The sequence below is a fragment of the Xanthomonas sp. CFBP 8151 genome, assembly GCF_011761885.1.
GTDB classification, from domain to species: domain Bacteria; phylum Pseudomonadota; class Gammaproteobacteria; order Xanthomonadales; family Xanthomonadaceae; genus Xanthomonas; species Xanthomonas arboricola_B.
This window is the reverse complement of record NZ_JAASQZ010000002.1, coordinates 128,274-154,402: the sequence shown is the minus strand read 5'-3', so window position 1 is coordinate 154,402 and position 26,129 is coordinate 128,274. Positions and strand designations below refer to the sequence as shown.

Here is a 26,129-nt window from a genome sequence, read left to right as displayed (position 1 = left end):
CGCCACCTGGATCCCCTAGCGCAGAACGCGGCAACCGCCGATATCCCGCGTTGTCCAAGGCCGTCAGCATCGCGCCATGGCCAACATCGACTCTCCAGGGCATTGCGCGCTGCGCCGCGGCAGGCAGTCTTCGCCCAACAGTGTTTACCTGCTGACCACCACGACATGGCAGCGTCGCGCCGTGTTCGCAGATTTTCTGCTTGCAGCAACCGCCTGCCGCGCATTCACCGCAGCAACGCCTTGCGATGCCAGACTGCTGGCCTGGGTATTGATGCCCGATCATGCGCATTGGCTGTTGCAACTGGGGAGCGTCACCTCGTTGGCCGACGCCGTCTCACGCATGAAAGCGTGCGCAGCGCGTTCGGTGAACGATCAGCGGCAGCATCACGCACCGGTCTGGAGCCGCAGCTATCACGACCACGCGTTGCGCAAAGACGACGACCTGCACGCAGCCGCGCGTTACCTCATCGCCAATCCGCTCCGGGCCGGGCTGGTCACCCACATCGGTGATTATCCGTTCTGGAACGCGATCTGGCTCTGAGCTTCGAGCCGCCAGCAGAACTACTGTGTGCCCGCCATTACCGCACTCCGCCGCGTAGGAGCGCACCCGGGCGCGACCGGCTTTACCGGGAACGCCCGTCGCGCCCGGGTGCGCTCCTACGCGGGGCGCGTGGAGGCTGCGGACGCGGCACACTGCAGTTCCCTACGTCCCGGTGTTGCTGATGCACGAATTCTTGTCCGCGTTATGCCTGATCGCCGTCGTCGAAGGCCTGCTGCTGTTTGCCGCGCCCACCGCCTGGAAGCGCATGGCCGAGCAACTGTTCAGTCTGCCCACTGCGCAGCTGCGTGCGATTGGCGGTGTGACGCTGGTGCTGGGCGCGATCGCGCTGTGGGTGGTGCGCCACTGAGGTGGTGGTCCATCCCAACCGCAACGGGCAGCGTAGGAGCGCACCAGGGCGCGACGGCTTCACCGGGAATGCCTGTCGCGCCCTGGTGCGCTCCTACGAGCCATTGGGATTGTCGCTACGGTGATACTCCCAGCTAGGGGCCGGCAGCGCTCGGAGCACCGCGCAACCGACGGCCAGCCGCAATCTGACCAGCCTCCGATCCGCCGTCCGCCAGGGGTAGTGCATGCCACCGGAAACCCGGATAATGCACAAAAGCCGGCCGGGCACGCTCATACAGGGCACCTCGTTCGGCTTTTTCCGTGTCAGGGCTTCACGCGCCGCTGCAACGCTCCCCGATGGAGCCGCGCGCCAGGTGGCGCCGCCAGTCGTGAACCGGTCCCATCCCGCGGCCCCGATGGCCGCAGCAAAACTCAGGAGTTCACCCGTCATGGGTCAGTCAGTTGTCGTGCTCGGTGCCCAGTGGGGCGATGAAGGCAAGGGCAAGATCGTCGATCTGCTTACCGAAGAGATCGGTGCGGTGGTCCGCTTCCAGGGTGGCCACAATGCCGGCCACACGCTCGTCATCAACGGCAAGAAGACCGTCTTGCACCTGATTCCGTCCGGCATCCTGCGCGACGACGCGCTGTGCCTGATCGGCAATGGCGTGGTGATCTCCCCGGCCGCGCTGATCAAGGAAATCAGCGAGCTGGAAGGTGCCGGCGTGGAAGTGCGCTCGCGCCTGAAGATCTCCCCGGCCGCGCCGTTGATCATGCCGTACCACATCGCCCTGGATCAGGCGCGCGAGAAGGCGGCCGGCGGCAAGGCCATCGGTACCACCGGCCGCGGTATCGGCCCGGCATACGAGGACAAGGTTGCCCGCCGCGGTATCCGCATCGCCGACCTGCACTACCCGCCGCAGCTGGAAGAGCTGCTGCGTACCGCGCTGGACTACCACAACTTCGTGCTGACCAAGTACCTGGGCGTGGAAGCGGTGGACTTCCAGAAGACCTTCGACGAAGCGCTGGCCTTCGGCGAGTACGTGCAGCCGATGAAGTCGGACGTGGCCGGCATCCTGCACGACCTGCGCAAGCAGGGTAAGCGCGTGCTGTTCGAAGGCGCGCAGGGCGCGCTGCTGGACATCGACCACGGCACCTATCCGTACGTCACCAGCTCCAACACCACTGTCGGCGGCGCACTGGCCGGCACCGGCGTGGGCGCCGATGCGATCGACTACGTGCTGGGCATCGCCAAGGCCTACGCCACGCGCGTGGGCGGTGGCCCGTTCCCGACCGAGCTGGACGACGCAGTGGGCCAGGGCATCCGCGACCGCGGTGCCGAGTACGGCGCCTCCACCGGCCGGCCGCGTCGTTGCGGCTGGATGGACATCGTCGCGCTCAAGCGTGCGGTGGCCATCAACGGCATCTCCGGCCTGTGCATCACCAAGCTCGACGTGCTCGACGGCATGGAAAAGCTCAAGGTCTGCATCGCCTATGAATACCGCGGCAAGCGTACCGAATACGCCCCGCTGGACGCGCAGGGCTGGGAAGAGTGCACCCCGGTGTACCTGGAGTTCCCGGGCTGGACCGAAAACACCCACGGCATCACCGAGTGGGACAAGCTGCCGGTGGCCGCGCGTGCCTACCTGCGCGCGCTGGAAGAACTGGCCGGCTGCCCGATATCGATCGTCTCCACCGGCCCGGATCGTGACCACACGATGGTGCTGCAGGATCCGTTCGCCTGATCGGCTGACCCCAGACGCGGCATCGTCCAACGGCCCGGCTTGTCCGGGCCGTTGGCATTTGAGGATTGCTGAGCAGTGGCAAGACCTTTGGCGATGCGCGAGCGAGAGTCATCGCCGGCACCGCCAGCCTGCGCCTCAGCTCCGTCCACGGGAACTCGCATGCGTCTTCCCCGGGCGATCGTCATCGCCCTGACCGGCACCGCCCACGCCGCCGAATCCGCACCGGTTACCGCCACATCGGCCATCACCACCCAGGTGCCGCGCATCGCCAAGCCCAGCCACCACACCATTGACTCACTTTGCCGCGCCGGCAGTCACGTGGAGGTGGGGAGCGAGGCGTGCTTGCAAAAGCAGAAGAGGTGCGGGGACCCTGACCCGCACGCAGGGTTGCGGTGCTTTAGGTGCCTCACGCTGTCAGTGGAGTGCCCCGGTCCGCCCTGGGAGAGGCGCGTAGGCGCCCGCCCGGGCGCGGTCGCTTTCGCGCAGGCCGGCAACCGGCATGCGGTGTAGATGCAAGGTGCTGTGACACAGCTGTGCTACATTTGCGCGTGCGCAACCCATAAGCTCGAGGATTTCATGAGCACCACAACCATCCGTCTTCCAGACGAACTCAAGCTGCGCGTTGCTGCAGCAGCCAAGCGGGGCGGCACGACGGCACATAATTTCATCCTGGAAGCGATCGCCGAAAAGGCGGAATCGGTCGAGCGTCGTGCCGATTTCGATGCGGTTGCCGAGCAGCGGTATGCCGGCATTGTCGCGTCCGGAAAGACCATCGCCTGGGACGACATGCGTGGCTATCTGGAAAAGCGCATGGCCGGCGAGCCGGCAAAGCGGCCCACGGCCCGCAAACTAGCCCGGTAGCATGGCGCGTATCGAACTGGCACCGGAGGTTGCACAGGATCTTGAGCCGATCTTCGACCACCTCCAGCGCCATGAGGCCGCACATGTCGCAGCACGCCTGCGCGAGATCATTGCGGCAATCGATGTGCTGGAAACCAATCCGCTGATCGGCCGGCCGGCTGGCGGCGCCACGCGCGAACTGGTGATCGGTCGCGGTGCGCACGGCTATCTGGCGCTGTACTGCCATGTCGCGCAGTTCGACACGGTGTTTGTGCTGGCCGTTCGCTCGCAACGCGAGGCGGGCTTTGCCGGGCCGTGATGTTCGCAGTTCTCTGATCGCTGTAGCCCGGCGCCCCTGTTATTCGATGCATTGCCACCCGACCCGCGCAAGACGTTACCGGGGATCGTCGCGCGCCACGCCGGCGCTACCAACCGCGGCTGCCTGCACATCATGGACAAAAAACGCCGCAACGCCTCACTGTCGGCCCAGCGCTGCCGTTATCCCATGCGCATCGACGCGCTCTCACGCTGCCGGTTGTCCATCTCCTGCTGTTGGCTCTGCGCCAACGCCTGCTGGCGATCGGTAGTGGCGACTTCTAGCTGGTGCAGCGACTGCTCCACCGGCGTCTGCACGGCCACGTCGGTCGGCATGTGGGCACGCAGATGCGCCGGGTCGTTCAACTCGCCCTGCACCACAAACACGTGGCGGCCGGCGGGGCTGTCTGCAGTCTGTTGGCTCAGCACCACATGGTCGGCCCGGTCCAGTTTGTTCTGGCGGGCGAGGGTCATCACGCTGGCGATGAGGCGTTCGCTGTTCTCGTCCGGCGTACGCCCGGCGTGCGCATCGATCGCGTTCACGCCTGCGCGCACCTGCTGCAGCAACGCGTAGTCCCGGTGATCAGGGCCGATATCGGCGAGTTTACTGGGCGGCTGCATCCGATCGGGCAGCCTGTCGACCGATGCCGTGAACGGGCTGCGGGTAATGGAGCGGTGCGGATCGTCTTTGTGGAACTGCGTGGCTTTCTGCTGCCGTTCCAGACGCACGGCGCGGGCATCGTCGAGTTCGGCGATACGGCCGGGATGTGTTTCTTCGCGCATGGAAAGATGCCCGCCGCCTGCGCTGACGTTCATCCATTTCTGCTCTTTTTCAAAGTACATCGCGTAGAAGCTGTTGCTGCCGATGACGTTGGGGTCGACGGCTGAGCGGCCCTCCAGCATCTGGATTGCCTCGGTGGTGCCGAGCTTGGTCAGGTACTGGCTGCCGGCCGCCAGTCCCATCTGCGCAAAGGTCTCGTAGCCCGTGTTCCTGATACGGGCAGCGCCGCCGTACTCGTTGTCGAGCATGTTGGTCCAGATATGTTCCAGCTTCTGGGGGCCGCTTTTTTCCAATGCTGCTTGCAGGAGCACGCGGGGTGTCCAGCAGTTAGGGTCGAGCTCATGGTCCAGGAAGGCTTGGTCGTGTGCTCGCATGACGTCCTTGCCGGGAAGGTTCAGTGCCATATCCGGACGCTCTTTGTCGAACCAAGCTTGTCGAAGCTCAAAATCCTTCTTGAGCAGCGTTTGCCCGAACTCTTCCCACTGGCGTTCGCTCAATTCAGCATTGGCAAAGCGCGAGCCAGTATCGCGCTGTGTCTTGGCATAGTCTTGCGCGTAATTGTTAGCCACTTGCCCTGGCAAGCTGTCGTTGCGCACGACGCCTAATGCCAGCGTCCCATAGCCGTCTGCTCCATCAAGCTGCGAGAGATAGTTCCAATACAGCTCGCGATTGCCTTTATTTGCATAGCTGGAAAGAATTTCCAGATCCTGCTCACTCAGTCCGCTCACCGGCTACTCCCTGTAAATACGCTAATCACCGAATTTTATTGCGGGTTAATACGCCCCTCACCGCATCTTCCATGCGCTTCCAGTCCTTCAGGAATGCACGCTTGTAGTTGAGACTGATGGAAAGTTTGTTTTCGATGTCAGAGAAGTAGTGGACGCAACTTGCAGCAACGGCACCTTTTTCATGGACCACTTCAGATCCCTCCAGCCGAACGCCATCTGCTCGAAATTTTTTGCTGTCGCACTTGATGAACGTGGTCAAATTGCCGCTGGAGTCGCGCGCAACGTACCAGTCGTCTTCAAACGCAGGATTGCGCGTCGGAGGCTCGCCGTGGTGGGCTTCATACGCTTTTACATATGCCGCCATCTTCTCCTCATCAATGGCATAGGGCGTTAATCCGAATGCTTCAGGCTGTGCGATGCGGAGATCGAGCCGGGCGACAGGATTGCCCCGCTCAACTGAGTCTGCCTCTGTACGCTTATCGTTTGACGAGAAACGCTCAAGCAATACCTCAATAGGAACACGGTCGACATAGTCGATAGACACGGAAATTTCTTTGCGGAAATCATTCGTACGCGGGTTTGCCCGTGCCCCGGGCGGGGTGGGGGTCATGTCTGGCCACTCGATGACCAGCGTCACGCCTTCGCCCGGCCATGGTGCGATCTGGCTGTCCAGGTAGTTGGCGGGGATGCGGAAGGTGTTCGGCCCCAGCTTTACGTCAACCGGCGCGTCCGAATAGGTGTGCCCGTTGATGGTGCGGCCTGTGGTAACGGTGCCTGACATGGGGGAAGTCCTTTTCTGTTCGGGTGATGGCGTCCGTGCACAGGCACTGCCGGTGACGGCGATGGCGAGTGCAAGAGCCAGGCACCGGCCGGATGACATCATGTGCATTGGTCAATCCATTGCAGGGTTCGCCGCAACTATAGGCAACTTGGGATCAGCGCGACAGCAAGGGCCAAGCCTGCGATTGTCCGTGCCATGCGCCGCACGACACGGGAATGCGATCACGCTCTGCCGGAAGGAAAGGCGCGTGGATCAAAACGCGGGCGGTGCAACGGCAGCTCGCCCGTGTGACGAAGAAGGACGTTTGCCGCCCTTGATCGCACTAACTGTCGAGCTGCAGCGTGGTCAACGCAGACGTCGCCGCGTCATGCCCCAAACGCACCATCGATCGTATGCATCGCCCCGGTGACAAAGCTCGCTTCCGGGCCGGCCAGCCAGGCCACCATGCCGGCCACTTCGTCGGCGCGGCCGTGGCGTTTGATCGCCATGAAGCTGTGCATCAGGTCTTTCATCGGCCCGTTTTCCGGGTTGGCATCGGTATCGATCGGGCCCGGTTGCACCACGTTGATGGTGATGCCACGCGGCCCGAAGTCGCGGGCCAGCCCACGCGCCAGCCCTTGCAGCGCGGATTTGCTCAGCGCGTAGGACGCCATGCCGGGCAGCGGCATGCGGTCGCCGTTGACCGAGCCGATCACGATGATCCGCCCGCCGGGCGGCATCTGCCGCGCGGCCTCCACGGCGGCGTGGTAGGGCGCGTGCACGTTGATGCGGAACAGCCGGTCCACCGCGTCCGGATCCTGGTCCAGCGCATCGCCGAACAAGGCGATGCCGGAGTTGACCACCAGCACATCCAGCGGCCCGCTGCGGCGTACCGTGGCGATGAGCGCATCGCGGTCGGCACTGTCGGCCAGCACCGCGGTACTGCCGGTGTCACCGGCCAGGCGCTGCGCCGCCTCGGCAGAGCCGGCATAGGTAAACGTCACCCGCGCGCCCTCGGCCACGAAGCGCCGCACGATGGCCGCCCCAATGCCCCGGCTGCCACCGAGCACCAATACCGACTTGTCTTTGAACGCTGACATGCACCACCTCGCAATTAATGTAGCGAGTAATACATAATAGATTTCGCCTGCCGTCAAGGATTTTGTAACAATGGCTACAGAAATCTCCCGGGCCCGCGGCCGGCCACGGGCGTTCGACCCGGACCAAGCGGTCGCCACTGCGCAGCAGCTGTTTCATGCGCGCGGCTACGACGCACTGAGCGTGGCCGACCTCACCCAGGCACTGGGCATCAACCCGCCCAGTTTCTACGCCGCCTTCGGCAGCAAGGCCGGCCTGTATGCGCGCATCCTCGACCGCTACGCGCAGACCGGGGCCATCCCGTTGCCCCAGATCCTGGACACCGCCCGCCCGCTGGCCGACGCCCTGGCCGACGTACTGGAACAGGCCGCCCGCTGTTACGCCGCAGACCCCATCGCCACCGGCTGCCTGGTGCTGGAAGGCACGCGCAGCAGCGATGCGCAGGCGCGCGAAGCGGCCTGCGGTTTTCATGTCGCAGCCCAGGAATTGATCCGCTCCCACATCGCCAAGCAGTGCCCGCACGACGCAGACCGGCTGGCGGATTTCGTCAGCACCACCATGGCCGGACTGTCCGCCAGCGCCCGGCATGGGCAGAGCCTGGAGCGTTTGCTGGCGAGTGCGCGGTTGGCGGGGGAGGCGCTTCGGGCGGCGCTGCGCGGATAAACAGGGTGCGAGCGGGCAGAGGGCTTTCGGTGGCGTGAGCGCACCTGCTCGCTAATCGAGGTGCGTTTGCCGCTAGCCAGTACGATCAATTGGCAGGTGGTACGAGATGGTCGTGATCGGCCGTCGCTCAGGCGAAGTCGTTGTCGGATGACTGGTGCAGTGAATCAGGAAGGGGCAGGGCAGCGCATGTGGGACATCCATGTTCTAGGCTGGCTTTAACACAGGCCACCTTGACCTGTTTGGGCAATGTTGGCGATCACATGGAGCCGCACGCAGCGTGTTGGTTGAACGTTCCGAACCATCCGAATTGCTGTCCAACCCGGACGGTCGCGCAGAGTCTCTACCAGATGGCGTAGTCGCTGGATCCAGCGTCTATTTCGGTCCCGAAATGAGAGTGTCGCCGAACCGTTTTCGTCTGCGATCAGTCACTTGACCGAGCCTGCTCATACGGCCACAGTCCGTGGCGTTCGCCCTCTCCGTTCAAGGATGCCCGTGAAGAAGCTGACGCATTGCATCGTGGCGACCGCGCTGGTGCCCATCATGACGCTTGGGTGTGCACGGCTTTCGATGGAACAGGCTGCCGCAGACCCCCCAAGTGGTGCACACGAAGCATCGTCTTTTCCTCAGGCGCCTGCTGTCACGCCTTCACCTTGGGTGTCATTCAAACTGGAACGGCAGATGGGCGCCGTCTGTGTGGACCGTACGCAATCACAGGGCTCCTCGACTGCGCCTTTGCTAAGGGACGGGTTTTGCAAAGGCCCGGCACCTGCGCACATGGCGGCTGCATTGCTTGCCCTGCCTGCAGATGCGGTCGATGCCTCGCCGCAAGCGCGCGAAGCGGGCCTGCGCGATGCCGTGTATGTGGCCGCACCCGGCCTGGGACGGCGCGCGGACTTCACCGTGGTTGCGGGTGATCTGACGATCCGTTCGTTAGAAAGTGCCGATCCTGACAAGACGGTGTACTTGGTCTGGCCGGTGAAATGTGGCGCGGGCGAAGCTGGCCTCGCGTGCCAGTCAGGCAAAGGGCGAAAGGCGTATCGCGTCACCAAGGACGGCACCGCACGCGATGTCAGTGCAGCGGTATTTCCACCAGCGCCTGGCCTGACTGCAGAAGATGTTGCCCGGCAAAACGACCACGGCGGCTCGGAGCTTTTTCTGTTCGATGACAAGTTGCCCTTGGCGCCGACAATGCGATGGTTGATGGAATTCGATCCTGACCAGCCGCTGGCCACCGATGACCCGAAGCGCGTCGGGTCTTACGCCCATTTTGGTTTTCTTCGGTGGACAGGCGAACGCTTCGAGCTGGTAGAACGAGTCGCTAGAGCGCAGTGGCCGTGTCGCCAGCAGCGCACAGGCGAACAGGCATGTGCGGATTATCCAGATGGTGAGGACCGTTTCATCAACGAGTGACCACTTCTGCAAGGAGCATCGAAATGGCCGACCAGATTTCTGCGTTGTTCAACGCCAATCGACAGGCCGAGGCGCTGCGCATGCTTGATGAGCGCAGACAAGGCCAGGCAGAGGTCGTGCGTGACGCACTGGATCGTTATATCGGCGCAGCGTCCGCCGGTGCAATCGCCAATCAACAACAAGGGCCGGTCGCCGCTGCGGATGCCAGTGTGCTGCAACGCTTGCAACTAGCCGCGTCAAACCAGCCAGCAATTCCGCCGCAGGCGCAAATGGCTGTCTTGAGCGACGCACAGCGCTATGACGTCTACGCCAGCATCGTGCAGGTGAGAGGTAACGAAGCCGCGCACGAGGCACTCTCGCGACCCAGCGAGCGCGTGGTATTAGGCCTTCGCCAGGAAAACTCAACGCTTGCGGCCATGCAGGATCGCGCGCATGCCGGAAGCTTGCGGAGCGACGATCCGGCAACCCCTGCCATCAACGAAGCTCAGGGCGGCACGGGCGTCTACAACGACCGCCTGGTCGTACTGTGGAAGGATGCCGATGGCACGCGTCATACGCAGGTCGCCCAACAAGCAAACACCGAGCCGACTGCGCAGTACGATCATCATGCAGGCAACACGGGGCGGCGCCCGCGTGCGGAAGGCGGCATGGAGAACAGGACATTTGCACCGTCGCCAGGCTTTGAAAGCATCACCAGGCCCAGGAAGATCGAAGGCGAGGATGTCAATGCCGATGGCATCAGGGATCTCGGTCGCCTGAGCGAAGGCACCATCGAGATGCGGATGGGGCAGCACCCAAATCCCAGCCGGCCAGGCACCCAAGACAACGCATTACGCCCAAGTCAGGCGGCAGTCGATGCAGGGAGGGGCGGCGTACAGCGGGATAGCAATGCGGACGGCTGGTTTGATCAAGCCGATGTCAACGGTGTGCAAAATCTCAACGACACCTTCAAGATTCATCGCGGTTCCAGCGGCAGTACCGATTCGGCTGGCTGCCAGACAATTCATCCAGCCGAGTACGATGGGTTCATCGCGGCGGTTCAAGGCAACCCCGCGCAGACGCGCTGGCAATACGTGCTGACCAGCACCACGCCCGGGCCGGTGCGGGAGCAGCATCAGGACCAAGGGCGAGGGCGTGAAGGGGTACAGCCAGGGCAGGAGGAGCGGGGGCATCCGCCGGCCCAGCCGCAGCGGCAGAACGGCGGGCCTGCAGCGCCTGCGCCTGGGAGGCCGCGACACGCAGACGCGGAAGACGCCCACCCCGCGCCTCATCCGTTGCATGCACAGGCCAGCACCTTGGTTGGCCGGTTGGACGCCAGCATGGGCCGCGCCAGCGATGCGCACAGCGAGCGGATGAGCGCCAGCCTGGCCCACCTGGCAAAAGAGCACGGGCTCGAACGCATCGACCACGTAATGCTGAGCAACCAGGCTCCGCGTGCAGCGGCTGGTGCCACCGTGTTCGTGGTACAGGGCGAACCCAGCAACCCGGCCCATCTGCGCGCCAGCATGCCCACTGACGTGGCAGTCAGTACGCCTGTGGAGCAATCGCTGGAAAAGCTGCAAGAGCTAGATGCGCGTACCTTGGCGCAAGCGCAGAGTCTGGCGCAGGAAAGATCGATGGCGCAGGATGAGGCGGTCAAGCCGCGAAGTATTGGGTGAGGTGGTCCGTTTCCACTGTCTGACTGTAGATCAAGGCTCGGTGTTCGCTTTCGAAAACGCCCGCTTGCAAAAATCGGTCGCTCGACGGATATTCCATATTCCGGAATATGGAATAAGGCGGGTTCGGCTGTGGAACTGAAGCCACAGGATCTAGTGGTGCTGTACAAGCAGGTCGCCCAGGCGGGCCAGGTCTGGACGTATGCATCCCTTGGAGAAGCGCTGGGCATGAGCCCGTCTCAGGTGCATCGCAGCGTCAAGCGCGCGGTGGCATCCGGCTTGGCGCTGGAAAAAAGTCGCGGCGAGTGGGAGACGGTGCGCACGGCGCTGCACGAGTTTGCTGTCCACGGCGTGCGTTACGCCTTTCCTGCGGTCATCGGGCCGCTAAGGCGTGGCATTCCTACGGCCTTCGGCGTGCCCCCACTCTCCATTGCCATTTCCAGCTCCCCAGGGGATGCACCGGTGTGGCCAAGCGCGCAGGGCACGGCCAAAGGCCCCAGCTTGTCGCCGTTGTCGACCGGTGTGCCCGACGCTGCGCTGGCCGACCCTGCCTTGCACCAACTGCTGGCACTGCAGGACGCCCTACGCAGCGGGCGTGCCCGCGAGCGCACGCTGGCAGCGAGCTATCTCAAACAATTGCTGAGGCTTGGCGATGCGCTCTGACGATCCTAATTTGCCGCACCTGCTTGTGATTGCGAATGCATTGGGCGAGCTTTGCGAACACGTAGTCTTCCTCGGCGGAGCAGTCGTTGGCCTGCTGGTGTCGGATCCATTGGCGGAAAGCGTCCGCGCCACCTATGACGTCGATGCGGTGGTCAATCTTGATTGGTCCCGGTTCCGCGGTATCGAGGTGCGTGTGGAGTCGCAGGGCTTTGCGCGCGAGATGCAGAGCGGTGTCGTCTGCCGCTGGGTACACAAAGCGTCGGGCGCCCTCTTCGACCTGATGCCGGTGGATGCCGGGGTGCTTGGCTTCTCCAACCGCTGGTATGCCCATGCTGTAGAAACGGCCCAAGTGGCGGCCTTGAGCGATCGCCTGTCCATCCGCTTGGTGACAGCGACAGCATTCGTCGCGACCAAGCTCGAAGCCTTCGTTACCCGAGGCAGCAGCGACTTTCTTTCCAGTCACGACCTGGAGGACGTCCTCAATGTCGTCGATGGCCGGGCCGAGCTGGTGGAAGAGCCTGCGGTGGAGCATGCAGATCTTCGGCATTGGGTTGCCGACGTGTTCGAGGGGCTAGTGGATAACCCGGCGTTTGTGAACGCGTTGCCGGGATTGGTCGTCGAACCGGAGCGCGCAAGCGTCGTGCTTCAGCGTCTACGCACCATTGCATCAGCGTAGCTGCGGCATCGTGGGCTTAGGTCTGCAAAGAAGACCTTGAAGCACCGCCGCTCGCTTGCGATGATGCATCGCAATTGCAACGCACTGGGTCTGCCATGAAATCCGCATCTCTTCCATCGCTCCGGGTAGACCCGGCGTTGCGCGAAGCGGCCGAAGCCGTGTTGCAGGAGGGTGAGACGCTGTCCAGCTTCGTCGAGTACTCCGTGCGCGCCCAGGTGCAGCAGCGCCAGCAACAGGAAGCCTTCATTGCACGTGGGCTGGCCTCGCGTGACAGCGCCAAGGCATCCGGCCGGTACATCGACGCGAAGGATGTGCTGACCGGGCTGCAGTCCCAACTGGACCAGGCGCGCAAGGGCTGAACCAGAGTGCGCTTCACGATCCGCTTCACCGAAGAAGCGCGCGACGATCTTGCGCGGCTTTACGACTGGCTGCTGCAGCGTGCCGAAGGCGACTTCACCGTGGCCAAACGTGCGCTGCAGGCCGTCGGCGACGGCGTCACCTTGCTTGAACTGGCCCCGTTGAGCTGCCGCAAGGCGGGGCTGGCAGACCCGTTCTTGCGCGAGCTGGTGATCGGCTTCGGTGCCAGCGGCTATGTGCTGCTGTTTAAGGTGGAAAGCGATCAGGTCGTCACCGTTTTGGCAGTCAGGCATCAGCGTGAAGACGACTATCATTAAGCACGGCGTTAGCGCTAACGTCGCGCCACAGGGGAAGTAGATGGCCAATATCAGCAGGCGCCGCACGGGCGAATTGACCCGTGCGTTGTTCCATATTCTCAAGGCCCAGCCGGAAGGCATGCGCGCCGCAGACGCGCTGGCGGCGCTGGAAAAGCAGGTCGTGCTTACCGAGTACGAAGCGGGCGACTACGAAACCGGCGGCCGTCGCTTCGAGAAGATCGTGCGCTTCAGCACCGTGGCGCCGGTCAAGGCCGGCTGGCTGGTCAAGGACAAAGGCATCTGGACCCTCACGCCAGAGGGGGAAGCGGCGCTGGACGCGTATCCGGACCCAGAGCAGTTCATCCGCGCGGTGGGGCAGCTCTACAAGAAGTGGAAGAGTGCTCAGCCCGTCGCCGACGAGGTCGACGATCCCGAAGGCGAGCTCACCGAGGAATCGGCCAGCATCACGCTGGAAGAAGCCGAAGAAATGGCATGGGCCGAAATCGAGGCTTACCTCGCTGCGATGCCGCCCTACGACTTCCAAGAGCTCGTGGCTTCACTGCTGCGGGCGATGGGGTATCACGTTGCCTGGGTCGCGCCGCCCGGAAAGGACGGTGGCACCGACATCATTGCCTACAACGATCCGCTCGGCACCCGCCCGCCGCGCATCAAGGTGCAGGTCAAGCGTAATGCCAACTCGCCGCGGATCGATGTCACCGGCCTGCGCAGCTTTATGGCCGTTCTGGGAGATGGCGATGTCGGCCTGTTCGTGGCCCTGTCAGGTTTTACAAAAGATGCTGACTACGAAGCGCGCCAGTCGCATCGTCGGATCAACCTGATCGACGCGCGCCGGCTCGTGGAGCTATGGACCACGCACTATGCGCAATTGGACGATAGCGCGCGTACTCGCCTGCCGCTCAAGCCGGTGTGGTTCTTGGCTGGTGACGATTAGTAGCATGCCGGCTGAAATTTTTTTCGTCTGAATTAATCAGGCACGTCGTACAGAATATTGACTAGCAGGGCGCAATGAACAATCAGACTCACGAGGAACTCAAAGGGAAAATCTGGGAAATCGCCAATCGGTTACGCGGGCCTTATCGGCCGCCACAGTATCGTCTAGTGATGCTGCCGATGGTGGTGCTGCGCCGTCTCGATTGCGTGTTGGAGCCGACCAAGGCTGCAGTGCTGAAACAGCATGAAAAGCTGCTGGCGAAGGACACGCCAGAACCAGCAATGCACAGGCTCCTTGGCAAGGCGGCTGATCCAAAGCGGAAATTTCCGCTATACAACGTCAGCGCGTACACCTTCGAGAAGTTGCTGGGCGACGCTGAGAATATCGCCCCCAATCTGTCGAACTACATCAATGGCTTCTCGCCAGAAGCACGACGGATTTTCGAGCGTTTCAAGTTTGGCGATCAGATCGACAAGCTTGATGCAAGCAACCGGCTCTTTACCATCATCAAGGCGATGGCGAACATCGATCTGCATCCGGATCGCATCGACAACCTACAGATGGGTTACTTGTTCGAGCATCTAGTGATGCGCTTCAACGAGCAGGCCAATGAGGAGGCAGGTGACCACTTCACCCCACGTGAAGTGATTCGGCTGATGGCCAATCTGGTATACACCGGCGAGCAAGAGGTTTACAGGCCTGGCATCGTCCGCAGCATCTACGACCCGACCTGTGGCACCGGAGGCATGCTATCTGAGTCGGAGAAGTTCATCCTTGGGCAGAATGCCGCAGCGCATCTGCACCTGTATGGGCAGGAATACAACGACGAATCATGGGCCATCTGCTGCTCTGACATGTTGATCAAGGACGAAGACACGGCCAATATCGTCAAGGGTGACACGTTGGGCGATGGCAAGACCAAAGATGGTTTTGAGGGCGAGCGGTTTCACTACATGCTTGCTAATCCTCCGTTTGGTGTGGAGTGGAAGGACCAGAAGACGGTTGTCGAGAACGAGCATGCCAATCACGGCTTCGCCGGTCGCTTCGGAGCCGGCTTGCCGGCGATCAATGACGGGTCGCTGCTGTTTTTGCAGCACATGATTGCCAAGATGCACCCGTACGACGAAGGTCATCCTGACAAGCCAGGATCAAAAATCGCAATCGTCTTCAACGGATCGCCGTTGTTTTCCGGTGATGCTGGGTCGGGACCATCCAATATCCGGCGCTGGATCATCGAGAACGACTGGCTAGACACCATCGTCGCGCTCCCTGATCAACTTTTCTACAACACCGGCATCTACACCTACGTCTGGCTGGTCACCAATCGCAAGCCGGAAGAGCGTCAGGGCTATGTGCAGTTGATCGACGGCACGCGTTTCTTCCGTAAGATGAAGAAAAGCCTCAACAACAAGCGCAACGAAATTTCTGATGAGCAGATTGAAGCGCTGACAGAGCTCTATGGCAACTACGGCGATGGCGAGAGCGCTGAGGTGGTCATCGACCACAAGACTGGCGAAACCGAAAATCGCGTAGTGTCGCGGGTTTTTGAGAATCGCGAGTTCGGCTTCGTCAAGGTGACCGTGGAACGTCCGCTGCGGATGAATTTCGAGGCCACGCCCGAGCATATTGCCAGGCTGGATGAGCAATCGGCATTTGCCAATTTGGCGACCTCCAAAAAGCGCAAGGATGAAAAGGCTGCGCGGCAGGAAATTGCCGAAGGCCAGGCCATGCAGCGGTCCATTCGCGAACTGCTCGCTGAGTTGGCGGCAAAGGGCATTTATAGCGATCGCGAAGTATTTGAAGCCGATCTTGAAAAAGCGGCGAAGAAAGCTGATATCAAACTGCCCGCACCCATACGGAAAGCCATCTTCGCCGCGCTGGGCGAGCGCGACCCGCAAGCCAAGATCTGTCGTGATGCCAAAGGGCGCCCTGAGCCCGACAGCGAGCTCCGGGACACCGAGAACATCCCGTTGCCGGAAGGCACTGAGCTGCCGCTCCCAATGGCTTTTGGTCCGGACAAGCCCAACGATGCGTTGGTCGAGGCGTTCCGCGACACCATCGACGACTACATGCGCCGCGAAGTGCTCCCCCACGTGGCCGATGCCTGGGTCGATTACAGCAAGACCAAGGTGGGCTATGAAATCCCGATCAACCGACACTTCTATGTCTACAAGCCCCCGCGTCCGTTGCCGCAGATCGAGGCCGACATCCGGCAACTGGAAGGCGAGATCGCCGATCTGCTGAAAGGACTGCTGGCATGAGCAAGGACGTGACTCCCGCCAAAGAGGGCGAACTGCTGATCTATGCCGCGGCGGAAGGCGGTATCCGGGTGCTGTTGGCTGGCGAGAGCGTCTGGCTGACCCAGGCCCAGATCGCCGCGCTGTACCAGACCACGCCGCAGAACATCACCCAGCACCTGAAGGCGATCTATGCCGAAGGTGAACTGGACGAGGCGGCAACCTGTAAGGATTACTTACAAGTTCGCCAGGAGGGTGGGCGTACCGTCTCCCGTCGGCCCAAGCACTACAGCCTGGAGGCCATCCTGGCCGTTGGCTACCGGGTCCGGTCGGCGCGCGGCACCGAGTTCCGCCAGTGGGCCACGGCCCGGCTGTCGGAGTACCTGGTCAAGGGGTTCGTGCTGGATGACGAGCGCCTCAAGGGCAATGTGGGGCCGGCGGATCATTTCGACGAGCTGCTGGCGCGCATCCGCGAGATCCGCGCCAGTGAAGCGCGGGTGTACCAGCGCATCCGCGAGATCTTCGCCATGGCGGTGGACTACCGCGAAGGTGACCAGGCCACGCAGCGCTTCTTCGCCATCATGCAGAACAAGGTGCATTTTGCTGCCACGCAGCTAACGGCGGCGGAGATCATCCGCCAGCGTGCCGATGCCACCAAGCCCAACATGGGCGTCAACACGTGGAAGGGCAGCCGCGTGCTGAAGCAGGACGTGGGCACGGCGAAGAATTACCTGGATGCGCGCGAGATCGACACGCTCAACCGCATCACCGTGATGTTCCTGGACCAGGCCGAGTTCCGCGCCATGCGTCGGCAGGACATCCGGCTGGCGGACTGGGATGGGTTTCTGGACAAGTTCCTGCGCGATACCGAACTGCCGGTGCTGGACAACGCTGGCAAGGTCAGCCGCCAGCAGGCACTGGACTGGGCGGAAGGGCAGTACGACGCGTTTGCAGAGCGGCGGCGGTTGGAAGCCGAACAAGTTGCTGATGCGCGGTATTTGGAAGATTTGCGGGGAGTCGCTGAGGTAATCAAGTCTGGCAAAAGTGCAGAGGAGACTCGCGTCTCAAAAAGTAAGCGCGGGAGCAAAGAGAAATGAGCTACTTCGCCGGCAGTGATCAGTTACCCGCCTGGGTTGGAAAGCCCCCGAAAGATTGGAAGACGGATTGGCTTAAATGGCATGTTTCTCTGTCGACAGAACGTCCTGACGAAGAAGAGCAGTCAAGACTGCCTTACCTATCAAATGAAGATATTGCTTCTTGGACAGGGAAGCTATTGCGTGAAGAGTTGGAGCCTTCCGAGGCGGACAGCAGGCTGTTTCATTCCGGGGATGTATTGTTCAACAAGCTGCGCCCGTATCTGGCCAAGGTCTTCAGTGCCACTTTCGATGGCGTGAGTTCCGGTGAGCTACTGTGCTTGCGTCCATCCGAGCGAGTTGATGCACGGTATCTTTTTTACGTGCTGACGTCATTCGGATTTATCGATGCCGTGGATTCCCATACTTTCGGTTCAAAAATGCCACGCGCAGATTGGGAAACAGTGGGGCACCAGCCGCTACCGTTACCGAGCATCGAAATCCAGCGGCGCATCGCCCGCTTTCTGGACGAGAAAACCGCGCGCATCGATGCGCTGATCGAAAAGAAGGAGGCGCTGCTGGAGCGGCTGGCAGAAAAGCGCCAGGCCCTGATCACCAGCGCCGTCACCAAGGGTCTGAATCCGGATGTTCCAATGAAGCCTTCGGGGCTCAACTGGATTGACCAAATCCCATCAAACTGGCAGTCCGGCAACATTCGCCGGTTTGCGTCGATGAAAACCGGCCATACGCCTTCGAGGTCAGTTCCAGAATACTGGGAAGACTGTACAGTTCCATGGTTTACATTGGCAGATGTTTGGCAGATTCGGGACGGTACTCGTTGGTACCTCGAGAGTACTTCCGAGAAGATAAGTGAACTCGGGTTGGCCAACTCTGCGGCTGACCTTTTGCCTGCAGGAACTGTCATCTTGTCACGCACGGCATCTGTCGGGTTCTCTGGAATCATGCCTGTCCCGATGGCGACCAGCCAGGACTTCTGGAACTGGATCTGTGGGCCGAAGCTTCTACCCGAATACTTGCTGCTTCTCTTCAGATCGATGATCGAAGAGTTTGAGTTGAGTACAAATGGCTCAACTCACAAAACAATCTATCAAGGAATTGCGGCTGGATTCAGGGTGTGCGTTCCTGAGATTGAAGAACAAAGAAAGATTACGACGTTCGTTCTAGAAAATCTTGAGAAGATGGATGCCGTACGCCTAAAAGTGACAAGCTCGATTGGTGCGCTGCAATCGTATCGATCCGCTGTGATTACCGCCGCCGTCACCGGTCAGCTCTCAGGAATTATCATGAATGCGTTGGCGGGTAGCGATTCATGACACTGGATGCGCTCACTTACCTGTCTCACCTAAAGGCTTACGTAAATCGAGATTACGTGGTCCATGGCGGAAGCGACGGCTTCGTCATTCTGAAAGAGAAGTATTTTCGTGAGGGCGATAAAAAACCGCGTAATCGAGAGATAAAACTACTACTCCCTGGCCCTGGAATCGCGTTCAAGCTCGATAGCGACGATTTTGAAGCGGGAAAAGGAAATTCGAAGCCGGCTTTATTTCACTTTTTGGACGACAACGCGAAGCCGTGGTCAAAGAGATGTGATTTCGTGGTCTTTTATGTCAGTGGGCGGTTATTCCATGCCGACTGCATTGAATTTAAATCAAAAAGCCTCACTGCTGAAAAAATCGTTCCGCAGTTGAGGGCGGGGTTGTGCTGGGTCCGCAGCTTAAAAAAGACGATAGAAAATTATACGGGCGATAGTCGCAAAATTCGCGTTAGAAAGTTCGTTTTTGCTGAGAATGAAAGCCCGGATGCGTATCTGGATGCAGATAGGCAGCTAAACGCTGATCCTTCCATTCGTTATCATCACTTTGATGACGTCGAGGGTCAGCAACTAGCTACGCTCAAAAACGTATCGTTTCAGGAGATTTGAATGTCCGGTCACACCGAGCACGCCTTTGAAACCGCCATCGAAGTCGGGCTGCTCTCATCGGGCGGCTACCATAAGTGTCAGTCAGCTGACTACGATGAAGCCCTGGCGCTGTTTCCGGCCGATGTGATTGGCTTCGTCAAGGGCAGCCAGGCCACGCGCTGGCAGCAGCTTGAAACGCTGCTGGGTTCGCGAACGCAGGCGACCGTGCTGGAGGCTCTATCGAAGGAGCTGGAGATCAAAGGCGCGCTACATGTGCTGCGCCATGGCTTCAAGTGCTACGGCAAGACGTTGCGTCTGGCGTACTTCCGCCCCAACTCCGGCATGAATCCCGAGGCCGCAGCAAAGTACGCGCACAACCGCCTGACCATCACTCGGCAGGTGTCGTTTACCTCTGTGCTGAAGCGGCCGGACGGCAAGCCAAAGCGCTGCATCATTGACGTCACCCTGGCGGTCAACGGCTTGCCGGTGGTGACGGCAGAACTGAAAAATCCCTTGACCGGTCAGCCTGCAAGCGAGGCCATTCACCAGTACCAGCACGACCGCGACGAGCGCGACAGGCTGTTTGCGTTCAAGCAGCGGGCGCTGGTGCATTTTGCCGTGGACCCGGACGAGGCCTGGATGACTACCCGGCTGAAAGGCCGCGAGACCGTGTTTCTGCCTTTCAATCGTGGTCATGTGCATGGTGCGGGCAACCCACCCGTGCCAGGCAACTGGAAAACCCATTACCTGTGGGATGAAGTGCTGAACGCAGATAGCCTACTGGACATCCTGCAGCGCTTCATGCACTTGGAAATCAAGGAACGCCAGATCGCCACCGACAAAGGCGTGCGCACGGTGCGCAAGGAGACGATGATCTTCCCGCGCTATCACCAGCTCGATGCGGTGCGTCGGCTGGTGGGCCACGCGCGTGCGCATGGCTCAGGCCACAACTACCTGGTGCAGCACTCGGCCGGGTCGGGCAAGTCCAATTCCATTGCCTGGCTGGCGCATCGGCTGGCGAGCCTGCACGACGCCCATGAGGAAAAGGTGTTCCATTCGGTGGTGGTGGTGACTGACCGCCGCGTGCTGGACCAGCAGCTGCAGAACACGATCTACCAGTTCGAGCACAAGACCGGCGTGGTGGAGAAGATCGACGAGGACACCCGGCAGTTGGCGCGGGCCTTGTCTGGCGGCACGCCGATCATCATCAGCACCATCCAGAAGTTCCCCTTCATCGCCCGTGCGCTTGCACGGCTGGAAGCCGATGGCGAGGACGTCAAGCTTGATACGGCAGGCAAGCGCTTTGCGGTCATCGTGGATGAGGCCCATTCCTCGCAGAGTGGCGAAACGGCCATGACCCTGCGCGGCATGCTCAACCGCGATGGCATTGAAGCGGCGGTGGCTGCGCAGCTGTCGGACGAAGAGGATGACGAGCTTGATGAGGCCACCCGCGCGGCGATTCTGCGTGAGGCACAGAAGCGTGCCCGCCAGCCCAACCTCAGCTTCTTTGCATTTACTGCCACGCCCAAGTTCAAGACCAAGGTGTTGTTCGATACGCCGGGGCCGTCAGGCGAGTCGCCGTTCCACGAATACAGCATGCGCCAGGCCATCGAGGAAGGCTTCATCATGGACGTGCTGGCCAACTACACCACGTACAAGCGCTTTTTCGGCCTGATCAAGCAGGTGGAGAACGACCCGGAAGTATCGCGCAAGCAGGCAGCCAAGGCGCTGACCCGGTACATGGAGTTGCACCCGGTCAACATTGAGCAGGTGGTGTCGGTGATCGTGGAGCACTTCCGTCTGCACGTGATGCATGAACTGGGCGGCCGCGCCAAGGCGATGGTGATGACGGGCTCGCGGCTGGCGGCAGTCAAGTACAAGCTGGCCTTCGACCGCTACATCAAGGACAACCGCTACGACGGCATTCGCTCGTTGGTGGCGTTTTCCGGAACGGTGGAAGACCCTGAGGATCCGAGTGCGAGCTACACCGAGGTGGCCATGAATGACGGCTTGGCAGAAAGCGAGCTGCCGGAAGCTTTTGAGCGCGACGACTATCGCGTGCTGCTGGTGGCCGAAAAGTACCAGACTGGTTTCGACCAGCCACTGCTGCAGACCATGTACGTCGTCAAGAAGTTGGCTGGCGTGCAGGCGGTGCAAACGCTGTCGCGGCTCAACCGCATGGCGCCCGGTAAGAAGCGCACCTTGGTACTGGATTTCGTGAACAAGGAAGAGGACATCCACAAGGCGTTCAAGCCGTACTACGAGAGCACGCCGATTGGCGAGAATGCCGGGCCGGAGAAGCTGTCCGAACTCCAACACAAGCTGCTGGCGCCGGCGATTTTTACTCCGGCTGACGTAGATGCTTTCGCCCAAGCTTGGTACCGCCCGAAGCGTGAGCATTCCGGTAGCGACCACAAGCAGATGAACGCAGTGCTTGATGCTGTCGTGCAGCGCTTCAAGACGCAGTTAGAGGAGAAGCAGGACGAGTTTCGCGGGCTGCTGATGGCTTACCGCAACCTGTATGCCTTCCTTTCCCAGATCGTGCCTTATCAGGACAGCGATCTGGAAAAGCTCTACACATTCGTGCGAAACCTCATGACCAAGCTGCCGCCTGCCGACGATGGCAAGGCGTTCGTGCTGGATGATGAGGTGAGCTTGCGCTACTACCGCATGCAGCAGCTCACCGATGGATCCATTGATCTAACTCAAGGCGAGTTGTATTCGCTGAAGGGACCCACCGATGTCGGCACGTCACGAGTGGCTGATGAAGCAGTTTCCCTATCGAGCCTGGTAGAAAAGCTGAATGTCAGATTCGGTACTGACTTCAACGAGGCTGATCAACTGTTCTTCGATCAGATCAAAGTGTCGGCCGAAGCCAGCGAGCAGATCAAGGAAGCGGCAAAAGCAAATAATCTCCGCGACTTCACTGCGTACCTGGGAAGGGTGCTTGATGAGCTCTTCATTGAGCGAATGGTGGGCAACGAAGAGATTTTCTCGAAGATCATGACCGATCGTGAGTTCAGGTCTGCGGCTAGTGAACATCTGGCTTTCGAGATTTTTGAGAGATCCCGCGGTTCCGTGGCTGGTGACGGCCCTACTTCATAAGCCCGTTGAGGGAAGTCGGCTCGTTCAAGCATCTTGACGTGCCGCCCAACCAGTAGCACGATCACCCCACGGAGCCTCGAAACTCCGCTAACAGCGGTACCCACCTCCGACAAACCGGTGGGTTTTTTGTGCCTGCAACTTTTGTAGGTGCAACCGACGTGATGCTCTGCGTCGGGAGGGCGGCTAATACAACACCCGCAAGGGGAATACGCCCGCCGGCTGTTAGCGGTTTCGAGCCTCCCGACTTCCCGTCCGCCGCCTTGCGGCGGGCGGGCTGATTCCATGGAATGAGGAGCAGGCCATGTCGGACGTTGTACGCGATGCGAAGTCACACCCGGGCTACTACCTGCCAGAAGGCGCGCAATACCGCTTGCAGCAATTGCGCGACCACATGCGCTTTCTGGCGCGCTTGGCGCGGCCACGCACGCAGGCCGAAGAGCGGGCGCGGCAGCCGGCTATCTGCATGGACGAGTTGGCGGTCTGTCTGGAGCTACTGGCGACGCAGGTGACCCATGTGCTGGAAGAGGTGCAATGGCCTGCGGCGGTGGAGCGCAAGGTGTGATGGCTGGCAGACAAAAACGGCAGGCTGATTGCGCAACCTGCCGTTGATCTACTACCGATGTCTACTCGCTTAGAAGCAGAATCTGCCGCCCAGGCTGATGGTGTCGACGTATACGTCGATGCCGTTGAACTCACGCTAGTGGCAGGTGTTCCTGACGCTCAGTTCCCAGCTGCTGTTGAAGTCGTAGCCGAGGTTGACGCTGTAGGGGCAGTAGAACGTGCATGGACTGTTGAAGCAGCCTTAATCGTAGAAAGAGGGCCAGCCATGCGCTGCGTAAAGGGCGCTTCATTGTCCGTCTTTGCGCATGTGCCTTGGTTCCCACGTGCTCTCAGGGGCGTAAGGACCAACAATCCATGATGCCGTCCCTGGTATGACGCGCTTGCCCACGATCAGGCGGCCCTTGTTTCCCTCAATCTCAAGAGTGAAAGATGGAGGAACCTTTGGGTCACTGGTATTCACATACTTAGCACCGGCGCGGGTCATGGCCTTATCCATGTGGTACTTCACCCCATTGAAGGGCAGTCCCATATGTTCGTAGCCGGGCCATTTGATCATTGCGCCCGCAATTCCGCCGCTCTCCTCGGAGCCGCCGCCAACGTAGAGCTCCACTTCGTATTGGTTGTCCGGCGTGTGGAAGGTGACTACCGTGCTCGTCGCACTGACGGACCAACTAAAGACGGCAAGCGCTGCGAAAAGCGCTAGCGATCCAACTCCTTTGCTGAAGACTCGATCACGCATGGCATCCCTCCTTGGTATGTGGGGTGATCTTATCCCATCGATTCCCGGTGCCAAGCCATCCGCGCAGCGCTGTTCGTGAGATTCGGTGGCTTAGCGGCGCTACACCGGCGCCGACTTCAAGATCCCCGACAAACTTTCCCGCAGGATCAGCTGCAAATGCATGCGATTGAGTTCCATGCCGCTGGTCATCACGCTGTGCAGGCCGCCGCACATGGCGGCGACGGCGAAGACGCGGGCCTGGAATTCCTGTTCGCTGCTGGCCGGGTCGGCGTGGCCGCGGAGCAGGCGCTTGAGCAGGGCGCTGAGGTGTTCGATCAGCGATGCGCTCTGCCGGCGCATGAAGGCGGCCAGCACCGGGTCGCGCAGGGTGGCCAGGTGCAGTTCCAGGTCGATGCGGGTGCGCTTGATGTTGATTTCCTGCAGCAGCCATTCTTCGAGCAGGCCGGCGATGAAATCCACCACGTGCACGTTGGCCGGGCGTTCCACCAGCCACATCTGGCGGATGGCGCGCATGTAGTTGCGCTCCAGCAATGCGCGCACCAGCGCGTCCTTGTCTTCGAAACGTTGCAGCAGGCTGCCGCAGCTGACCTTGGCGCGCTCGGCGATCAGCTCGAAGCTGGTGGCGCTCAGGCCGATGACGTCGATGCACTGCTCGGTGGCGTCCAGCACCTCTTCCAGCAGCAGTTCTTCGCGCTCTTTTGCCGTGCGCAGCAACAGGACGTTGGACATGGGCAGCAGGGTGTCGGGGGGCTGCAGTATACCGGCGCGGCGTTACCCATCCGTTGCGTTCGCTTGTTGCTGTGCCATCAGTCATGGATGCGCGTGCGTATTGAAACACCGGTCACAGATGCGCCGGTCGACCATGTTTTCACGGCGGCTGTGCGACACGTGAGGTCGACGTTGTGCAGGAGAAGCATGTGAGTGAGAACAGTGCGGTAGCCGGTGTCTCGGCGCAGTGGCCGGCGCGGTTGTGGGTGGTGCGGCATGGGCAAAGCGCGGGCAACGTGGCGCGCGATGTGGCCGAGTCCAACGGCTCGGCCTTGATCGACCTGGAGCACCGCGATGCGGATGTGCCGTTGTCGGCTCTGGGCGAGCGCCAGGCCGAGGCGTTGGGTGCGTGGATGGCCGGTTTGCCCGAGCACGAGCGCCCGACGCTGATCCTGAGTTCCACCTACGTGCGTGCGCGCCAGACTGCCGCTGCGGTGGCGCGTGCGCTGGGGCAGACGGCCGATTCGGTCAGCGTGGACGAGCGCTTGCGCGAGAAGGAATTCGGCGTGCTCGACCGCTATACCACGGCCGGCATTCTTGCGACCTTTCCGGAGCTGGCCGAGCAGCGCAAGCTGGTGGGCAAGTTCTACTTTCGCCCGCCCGGTGGCGAGAGCTGGTGCGATGTGATCTTCCGCCTGCGCGGGGTGGTGGGCGATCTGCAGCGCAACCATGTGGGCGCGCGCGTGCTGATCGTGGGGCATCAGGTGATCGTCAATTGCTTCCGCTACCTGATCGAGCGGATGGACGAGGCCACCATCCTGGGCATCGACCGCGAAGGCGATGTGCCCAATTGCGGCGTCACCGACTACGCGGCTGCGGCCGATGGGCAATCGCTGGAGTTGCTGCGTACCAAGTTCGTGCCGCCGGAGCTGGCCGACGAGCCGGTGACCACCGAGTCCGACCGCCCGGCCGGCGCGCGCTGATGGCCGCCCCGCGCGTGCGCACGCTCAACGCCGCCGCTTTGCGGGCGATGCCGTTGCCGGCCCCGGGTGGCGACAAGGAGCAGCGCGGGCGCGTGTTGATCGTGGGTGGCTCGATGCGTGTGCCCGGTGCGGTGCTGCTGGCCGGCGAGGCGGCGCTGCGCACCGGTGCGGGCAAGCTGCAGATCGCCACCGCCGCCAGTGTGGCGCCGGGCATGGCGTTGGCGGTACCGGAGGCGCTGGTGCTGGGGTTGGCGCAGAACGGGCAGGGCGAGATCGTGCGCGGGCACCGCGCGCTGGACGGGGCGATGGCGGCCTGCGATGCGGCAGTGATCGGGCCGGGGATGGCGTCGTCAGCCACCACCACGGCGATGGTTAGGCGCGCCGCCCAGCAGGCGGTGTGCACCTTGGTGCTGGATGCCGGCGCGTTGTCGCGTGGCCTGCGGGCGCCGATCGGGCGGCCATTCGTATTGACGCCGCATGCGGGCGAGATGGCGACCCTGGCCGGCGACGACAAGGCGGCGGTGGAAGCGGCACCGAGCGCGTACGCGTTGAAGTTTGCGCAGAAGCTGCGCAGCGTGGTGATCGTCAAGGGCGCGGACAGTTTTATTGCCGGGCCGGATGGAGTGGTGTGGATGCATCGCGGGGGCGCATCCGGGTTGGGCACGTCCGGGTCTGGCGATGTGCTGGCGGGATTGATCGCCGGGTTTGCCGCGCGCGGCTGCGATGCGTTGACCGCTGCGTTATGGGGCGTGTTTGTGCATGCGGCCGCGGGCAGGCAGTTGGCCAGGCGGATTGGGCCGGTGGGGTTTTTGGCGCGCGAGCTTGGGGCGGAAGTGCCTGAGATTTTGGATCGGTTGGCGCGCCGGTGATCGACGCTCCTCGCGGTGATGCCGCGCGCAGACCAACAGCCCCTTTCCAGCGGGAGAGGGGTTGGGGTGAGGGTACGTTTGCTGGAGTCGTGGGGCTGTCTTTCCAGTTGG

27 protein-coding genes are annotated in these 26,129 nt (G+C 61.6%); 21 read left to right on the top strand and 6 right to left on the bottom strand.

Features of this window, described 5'->3' with window-relative positions:
* Positions 1-76 precede the first annotated feature (76 nt).
* The 5 genes from FHT08_RS08430 (at position 77) to FHT08_RS08410 (ending at position 3,787) form a co-directional block, all read left to right on the top strand.
* On the top strand, positions 77-541 hold the full coding sequence (locus FHT08_RS08430; RefSeq protein WP_166774870.1) for a transposase: 465 nt from the start codon (positions 77-79) through the stop codon (positions 539-541).
* Between the two features lie 181 nt (positions 542-722).
* Positions 723-908: a DUF2065 family protein gene (locus tag FHT08_RS08425; RefSeq protein WP_104538830.1), complete on the top strand. Its 186-nt coding sequence runs from the start codon at positions 723-725 to the stop codon at positions 906-908.
* A gap of 427 nt (positions 909-1,335) precedes the next feature.
* Positions 1,336-2,628 carry an adenylosuccinate synthase gene (locus FHT08_RS08420; RefSeq protein ID WP_016903917.1) on the top strand — a complete coding sequence of 431 codons (1,293 nt, stop codon included), beginning with the start codon at positions 1,336-1,338 and terminating at the stop codon, positions 2,626-2,628.
* Positions 2,629-3,204: 576 nt separating this feature from the next.
* On the top strand, positions 3,205-3,489 hold the full coding sequence (locus FHT08_RS08415; RefSeq protein ID WP_166774869.1) for a CopG family transcriptional regulator: 285 nt from the start codon (positions 3,205-3,207) through the stop codon (positions 3,487-3,489).
* A 1-nt stretch (position 3,490) separates the two neighbouring features.
* Complete coding sequence (locus FHT08_RS08410; RefSeq protein ID WP_166774868.1) at positions 3,491-3,787, top strand: type II toxin-antitoxin system RelE/ParE family toxin; 297 nt, start codon at positions 3,491-3,493, stop codon at positions 3,785-3,787.
* Between the two features lie 179 nt (positions 3,788-3,966).
* Here FHT08_RS08410 and FHT08_RS08405 read toward each other — a convergent pair whose 3' ends face one another.
* The 3 genes from FHT08_RS08405 to bdcA all read right to left on the bottom strand — a co-directional run bounded on the left by FHT08_RS08405 (position 3,967) and on the right by bdcA (position 7,152).
* Positions 3,967-5,292, bottom strand: coding sequence for an XVIPCD domain-containing protein (locus FHT08_RS08405; protein ID WP_166774867.1), 1,326 nt, complete (start codon positions 5,290-5,292; stop codon positions 3,967-3,969).
* Positions 5,293-5,317: 25 nt separating this feature from the next.
* The gene (locus FHT08_RS08400) at positions 5,318-6,181 is read right to left on the bottom strand and encodes a hypothetical protein (RefSeq protein ID WP_166774866.1); all 864 of its coding nucleotides are present in this window, start codon (positions 6,179-6,181) and stop codon (positions 5,318-5,320) included.
* Between the two features lie 257 nt (positions 6,182-6,438).
* Complete coding sequence (gene bdcA / locus FHT08_RS08395; RefSeq protein WP_166774865.1) at positions 6,439-7,152, bottom strand: SDR family oxidoreductase; 714 nt, start codon at positions 7,150-7,152, stop codon at positions 6,439-6,441.
* A gap of 70 nt (positions 7,153-7,222) precedes the next feature.
* On the opposite strand from bdcA, the gene FHT08_RS08390 reads away from it, so the two are divergent.
* Both FHT08_RS08390 and FHT08_RS08385 read left to right on the top strand, forming a co-directional pair.
* The gene (locus FHT08_RS08390; RefSeq protein ID WP_166774864.1) at positions 7,223-7,813 is read left to right on the top strand and encodes a TetR/AcrR family transcriptional regulator; all 591 of its coding nucleotides are present in this window, start codon (positions 7,223-7,225) and stop codon (positions 7,811-7,813) included.
* Positions 7,814-8,587: 774 nt separating this feature from the next.
* Positions 8,588-9,223: a hypothetical protein gene (locus FHT08_RS08385; protein WP_166775434.1), complete on the top strand. Its 636-nt coding sequence runs from the start codon at positions 8,588-8,590 to the stop codon at positions 9,221-9,223.
* Here the strand turns inward: FHT08_RS08385 and FHT08_RS08380 are convergent.
* Complete coding sequence (locus FHT08_RS08380; protein ID WP_343204141.1) at positions 9,187-9,405, bottom strand: hypothetical protein; 219 nt, start codon at positions 9,403-9,405, stop codon at positions 9,187-9,189. The genes FHT08_RS08385 and FHT08_RS08380 overlap by 37 nt on opposite strands.
* Here FHT08_RS08380 and FHT08_RS08375 point away from each other — a divergent pair.
* The 12 genes from FHT08_RS08375 to FHT08_RS08320 all read left to right on the top strand — a co-directional run bounded on the left by FHT08_RS08375 (position 9,304) and on the right by FHT08_RS08320 (position 22,720).
* Positions 9,304-10,881: an XVIPCD domain-containing protein gene (locus FHT08_RS08375; protein ID WP_343204140.1), complete on the top strand. Its 1,578-nt coding sequence runs from the start codon at positions 9,304-9,306 to the stop codon at positions 10,879-10,881. The genes FHT08_RS08380 and FHT08_RS08375 overlap by 102 nt on opposite strands.
* A gap of 129 nt (positions 10,882-11,010) precedes the next feature.
* A complete protein-coding gene (locus tag FHT08_RS08370; RefSeq protein ID WP_166774862.1) occupies positions 11,011-11,541 on the top strand; it encodes a MarR family transcriptional regulator in 531 nt (176 codons plus the stop codon).
* The gene (locus tag FHT08_RS08365) at positions 11,531-12,217 is read left to right on the top strand and encodes a hypothetical protein (RefSeq protein ID WP_166774861.1); all 687 of its coding nucleotides are present in this window, start codon (positions 11,531-11,533) and stop codon (positions 12,215-12,217) included. The genes FHT08_RS08370 and FHT08_RS08365 overlap by 11 nt, the downstream gene beginning before the upstream one ends.
* Before the next feature lie 95 nt (positions 12,218-12,312).
* Positions 12,313-12,576, top strand: coding sequence for a YlcI/YnfO family protein (locus tag FHT08_RS08360; protein ID WP_166774860.1), 264 nt, complete (start codon positions 12,313-12,315; stop codon positions 12,574-12,576).
* Between the two features lie 6 nt (positions 12,577-12,582).
* On the top strand, positions 12,583-12,891 hold the full coding sequence (locus FHT08_RS08355; protein ID WP_166774859.1) for a type II toxin-antitoxin system RelE/ParE family toxin: 309 nt from the start codon (positions 12,583-12,585) through the stop codon (positions 12,889-12,891).
* A gap of 40 nt (positions 12,892-12,931) precedes the next feature.
* The gene (locus FHT08_RS08350) at positions 12,932-13,822 is read left to right on the top strand and encodes a restriction endonuclease (RefSeq protein ID WP_166774858.1); all 891 of its coding nucleotides are present in this window, start codon (positions 12,932-12,934) and stop codon (positions 13,820-13,822) included.
* Between the two features lie 74 nt (positions 13,823-13,896).
* On the top strand, positions 13,897-16,083 hold the full coding sequence (locus tag FHT08_RS08345) for a class I SAM-dependent DNA methyltransferase (RefSeq protein ID WP_166774857.1): 2,187 nt from the start codon (positions 13,897-13,899) through the stop codon (positions 16,081-16,083).
* Positions 16,080-17,156, top strand: coding sequence for a virulence RhuM family protein (locus FHT08_RS08340; protein WP_166774856.1), 1,077 nt, complete (start codon positions 16,080-16,082; stop codon positions 17,154-17,156). The genes FHT08_RS08345 and FHT08_RS08340 overlap by 4 nt, the downstream gene beginning before the upstream one ends.
* Positions 17,153-18,466 (top strand): restriction endonuclease subunit S, encoded by a 1,314-nt coding sequence (locus tag FHT08_RS08335; protein ID WP_243848995.1) that lies wholly within the window; start codon positions 17,153-17,155, stop codon positions 18,464-18,466. The genes FHT08_RS08340 and FHT08_RS08335 overlap by 4 nt, the downstream gene beginning before the upstream one ends.
* The gene (locus tag FHT08_RS08330; protein WP_166774855.1) at positions 18,463-19,074 is read left to right on the top strand and encodes a hypothetical protein; all 612 of its coding nucleotides are present in this window, start codon (positions 18,463-18,465) and stop codon (positions 19,072-19,074) included. Before FHT08_RS08335 ends, FHT08_RS08330 begins: the two co-directional genes overlap by 4 nt.
* Positions 19,075-22,158 (top strand): type I restriction endonuclease, encoded by a 3,084-nt coding sequence (locus tag FHT08_RS08325; protein WP_166774854.1) that lies wholly within the window; start codon positions 19,075-19,077, stop codon positions 22,156-22,158.
* A 301-nt stretch (positions 22,159-22,459) separates the two neighbouring features.
* The gene (locus FHT08_RS08320; protein WP_166774853.1) at positions 22,460-22,720 is read left to right on the top strand and encodes a hypothetical protein; all 261 of its coding nucleotides are present in this window, start codon (positions 22,460-22,462) and stop codon (positions 22,718-22,720) included.
* A 285-nt stretch (positions 22,721-23,005) separates the two neighbouring features.
* On the opposite strand, the gene FHT08_RS08315 is transcribed toward FHT08_RS08320, so the two are convergent.
* Both FHT08_RS08315 and FHT08_RS08310 read right to left on the bottom strand, forming a co-directional pair.
* Entirely contained in the window at positions 23,006-23,458 is a 453-nt protein-coding gene (locus tag FHT08_RS08315; protein ID WP_166774852.1) for a hypothetical protein, read from the bottom strand.
* A gap of 99 nt (positions 23,459-23,557) precedes the next feature.
* Positions 23,558-24,187, bottom strand: a complete 630-nt coding sequence (locus tag FHT08_RS08310; protein WP_005920554.1) for a TetR/AcrR family transcriptional regulator — start codon at positions 24,185-24,187, stop codon at positions 23,558-23,560.
* A 173-nt stretch (positions 24,188-24,360) separates the two neighbouring features.
* On the opposite strand from FHT08_RS08310, the gene FHT08_RS08305 reads away from it, so the two are divergent.
* Positions 24,361-25,149, top strand: a complete 789-nt coding sequence (locus FHT08_RS08305) for a histidine phosphatase family protein (protein WP_166774851.1) — start codon at positions 24,361-24,363, stop codon at positions 25,147-25,149.
* A complete protein-coding gene (locus tag FHT08_RS08300) occupies positions 25,149-26,018 on the top strand; it encodes an NAD(P)H-hydrate dehydratase (RefSeq protein WP_166774850.1) in 870 nt (289 codons plus the stop codon). Before FHT08_RS08305 ends, FHT08_RS08300 begins: the two co-directional genes overlap by 1 nt.
* Positions 26,019-26,129: the final 111 nt, after the last annotated feature.

What these genes read in the sequence shown, in the direction of transcription:
- FHT08_RS08430 (WP_166774870.1), top strand. Translation starts at nt 77, where the DNA reads ATGGCCAACATCGACTCTCCAGGGCATTGCGCGCTGCGCCGCGGCAGG.
- FHT08_RS08425 (WP_104538830.1), top strand. Translation starts at nt 723, where the DNA reads ATGCACGAATTCTTGTCCGCGTTATGCCTGATCGCCGTCGTCGAAGGC.
- FHT08_RS08420 (WP_016903917.1), top strand. Translation starts at nt 1,336, where the DNA reads ATGGGTCAGTCAGTTGTCGTGCTCGGTGCCCAGTGGGGCGATGAAGGC.
- FHT08_RS08415 (WP_166774869.1), top strand. Translation starts at nt 3,205, where the DNA reads ATGAGCACCACAACCATCCGTCTTCCAGACGAACTCAAGCTGCGCGTT.
- FHT08_RS08410 (WP_166774868.1), top strand. Translation starts at nt 3,491, where the DNA reads ATGGCGCGTATCGAACTGGCACCGGAGGTTGCACAGGATCTTGAGCCG.
- FHT08_RS08400 (WP_166774866.1), bottom strand. Translation starts at nt 6,181, where the DNA reads ATGCACATGATGTCATCCGGCCGGTGCCTGGCTCTTGCACTCGCCATC.
- bdcA (WP_166774865.1), bottom strand. Translation starts at nt 7,152, where the DNA reads ATGTCAGCGTTCAAAGACAAGTCGGTATTGGTGCTCGGTGGCAGCCGG.
- FHT08_RS08390 (WP_166774864.1), top strand. Translation starts at nt 7,223, where the DNA reads ATGGCTACAGAAATCTCCCGGGCCCGCGGCCGGCCACGGGCGTTCGAC.
- FHT08_RS08385 (WP_166775434.1), top strand. Translation starts at nt 8,588, where the DNA reads ATGGCGGCTGCATTGCTTGCCCTGCCTGCAGATGCGGTCGATGCCTCG.
- FHT08_RS08375 (WP_343204140.1), top strand. Translation starts at nt 9,304, where the DNA reads ATGCTTGATGAGCGCAGACAAGGCCAGGCAGAGGTCGTGCGTGACGCA.
- FHT08_RS08365 (WP_166774861.1), top strand. Translation starts at nt 11,531, where the DNA reads ATGCGCTCTGACGATCCTAATTTGCCGCACCTGCTTGTGATTGCGAAT.
- FHT08_RS08360 (WP_166774860.1), top strand. Translation starts at nt 12,313, where the DNA reads ATGAAATCCGCATCTCTTCCATCGCTCCGGGTAGACCCGGCGTTGCGC.
- FHT08_RS08350 (WP_166774858.1), top strand. Translation starts at nt 12,932, where the DNA reads ATGGCCAATATCAGCAGGCGCCGCACGGGCGAATTGACCCGTGCGTTG.
- FHT08_RS08345 (WP_166774857.1), top strand. Translation starts at nt 13,897, where the DNA reads ATGAACAATCAGACTCACGAGGAACTCAAAGGGAAAATCTGGGAAATC.
- FHT08_RS08340 (WP_166774856.1), top strand. Translation starts at nt 16,080, where the DNA reads ATGAGCAAGGACGTGACTCCCGCCAAAGAGGGCGAACTGCTGATCTAT.
- FHT08_RS08335 (WP_243848995.1), top strand. Translation starts at nt 17,153, where the DNA reads ATGAGCTACTTCGCCGGCAGTGATCAGTTACCCGCCTGGGTTGGAAAG.
- FHT08_RS08330 (WP_166774855.1), top strand. Translation starts at nt 18,463, where the DNA reads ATGACACTGGATGCGCTCACTTACCTGTCTCACCTAAAGGCTTACGTA.
- FHT08_RS08325 (WP_166774854.1), top strand. Translation starts at nt 19,075, where the DNA reads ATGTCCGGTCACACCGAGCACGCCTTTGAAACCGCCATCGAAGTCGGG.
- FHT08_RS08320 (WP_166774853.1), top strand. Translation starts at nt 22,460, where the DNA reads ATGTCGGACGTTGTACGCGATGCGAAGTCACACCCGGGCTACTACCTG.
- FHT08_RS08315 (WP_166774852.1), bottom strand. Translation starts at nt 23,458, where the DNA reads ATGCGTGATCGAGTCTTCAGCAAAGGAGTTGGATCGCTAGCGCTTTTC.
- FHT08_RS08310 (WP_005920554.1), bottom strand. Translation starts at nt 24,187, where the DNA reads ATGTCCAACGTCCTGTTGCTGCGCACGGCAAAAGAGCGCGAAGAACTG.
- FHT08_RS08300 (WP_166774850.1), top strand. Translation starts at nt 25,149, where the DNA reads ATGGCCGCCCCGCGCGTGCGCACGCTCAACGCCGCCGCTTTGCGGGCG.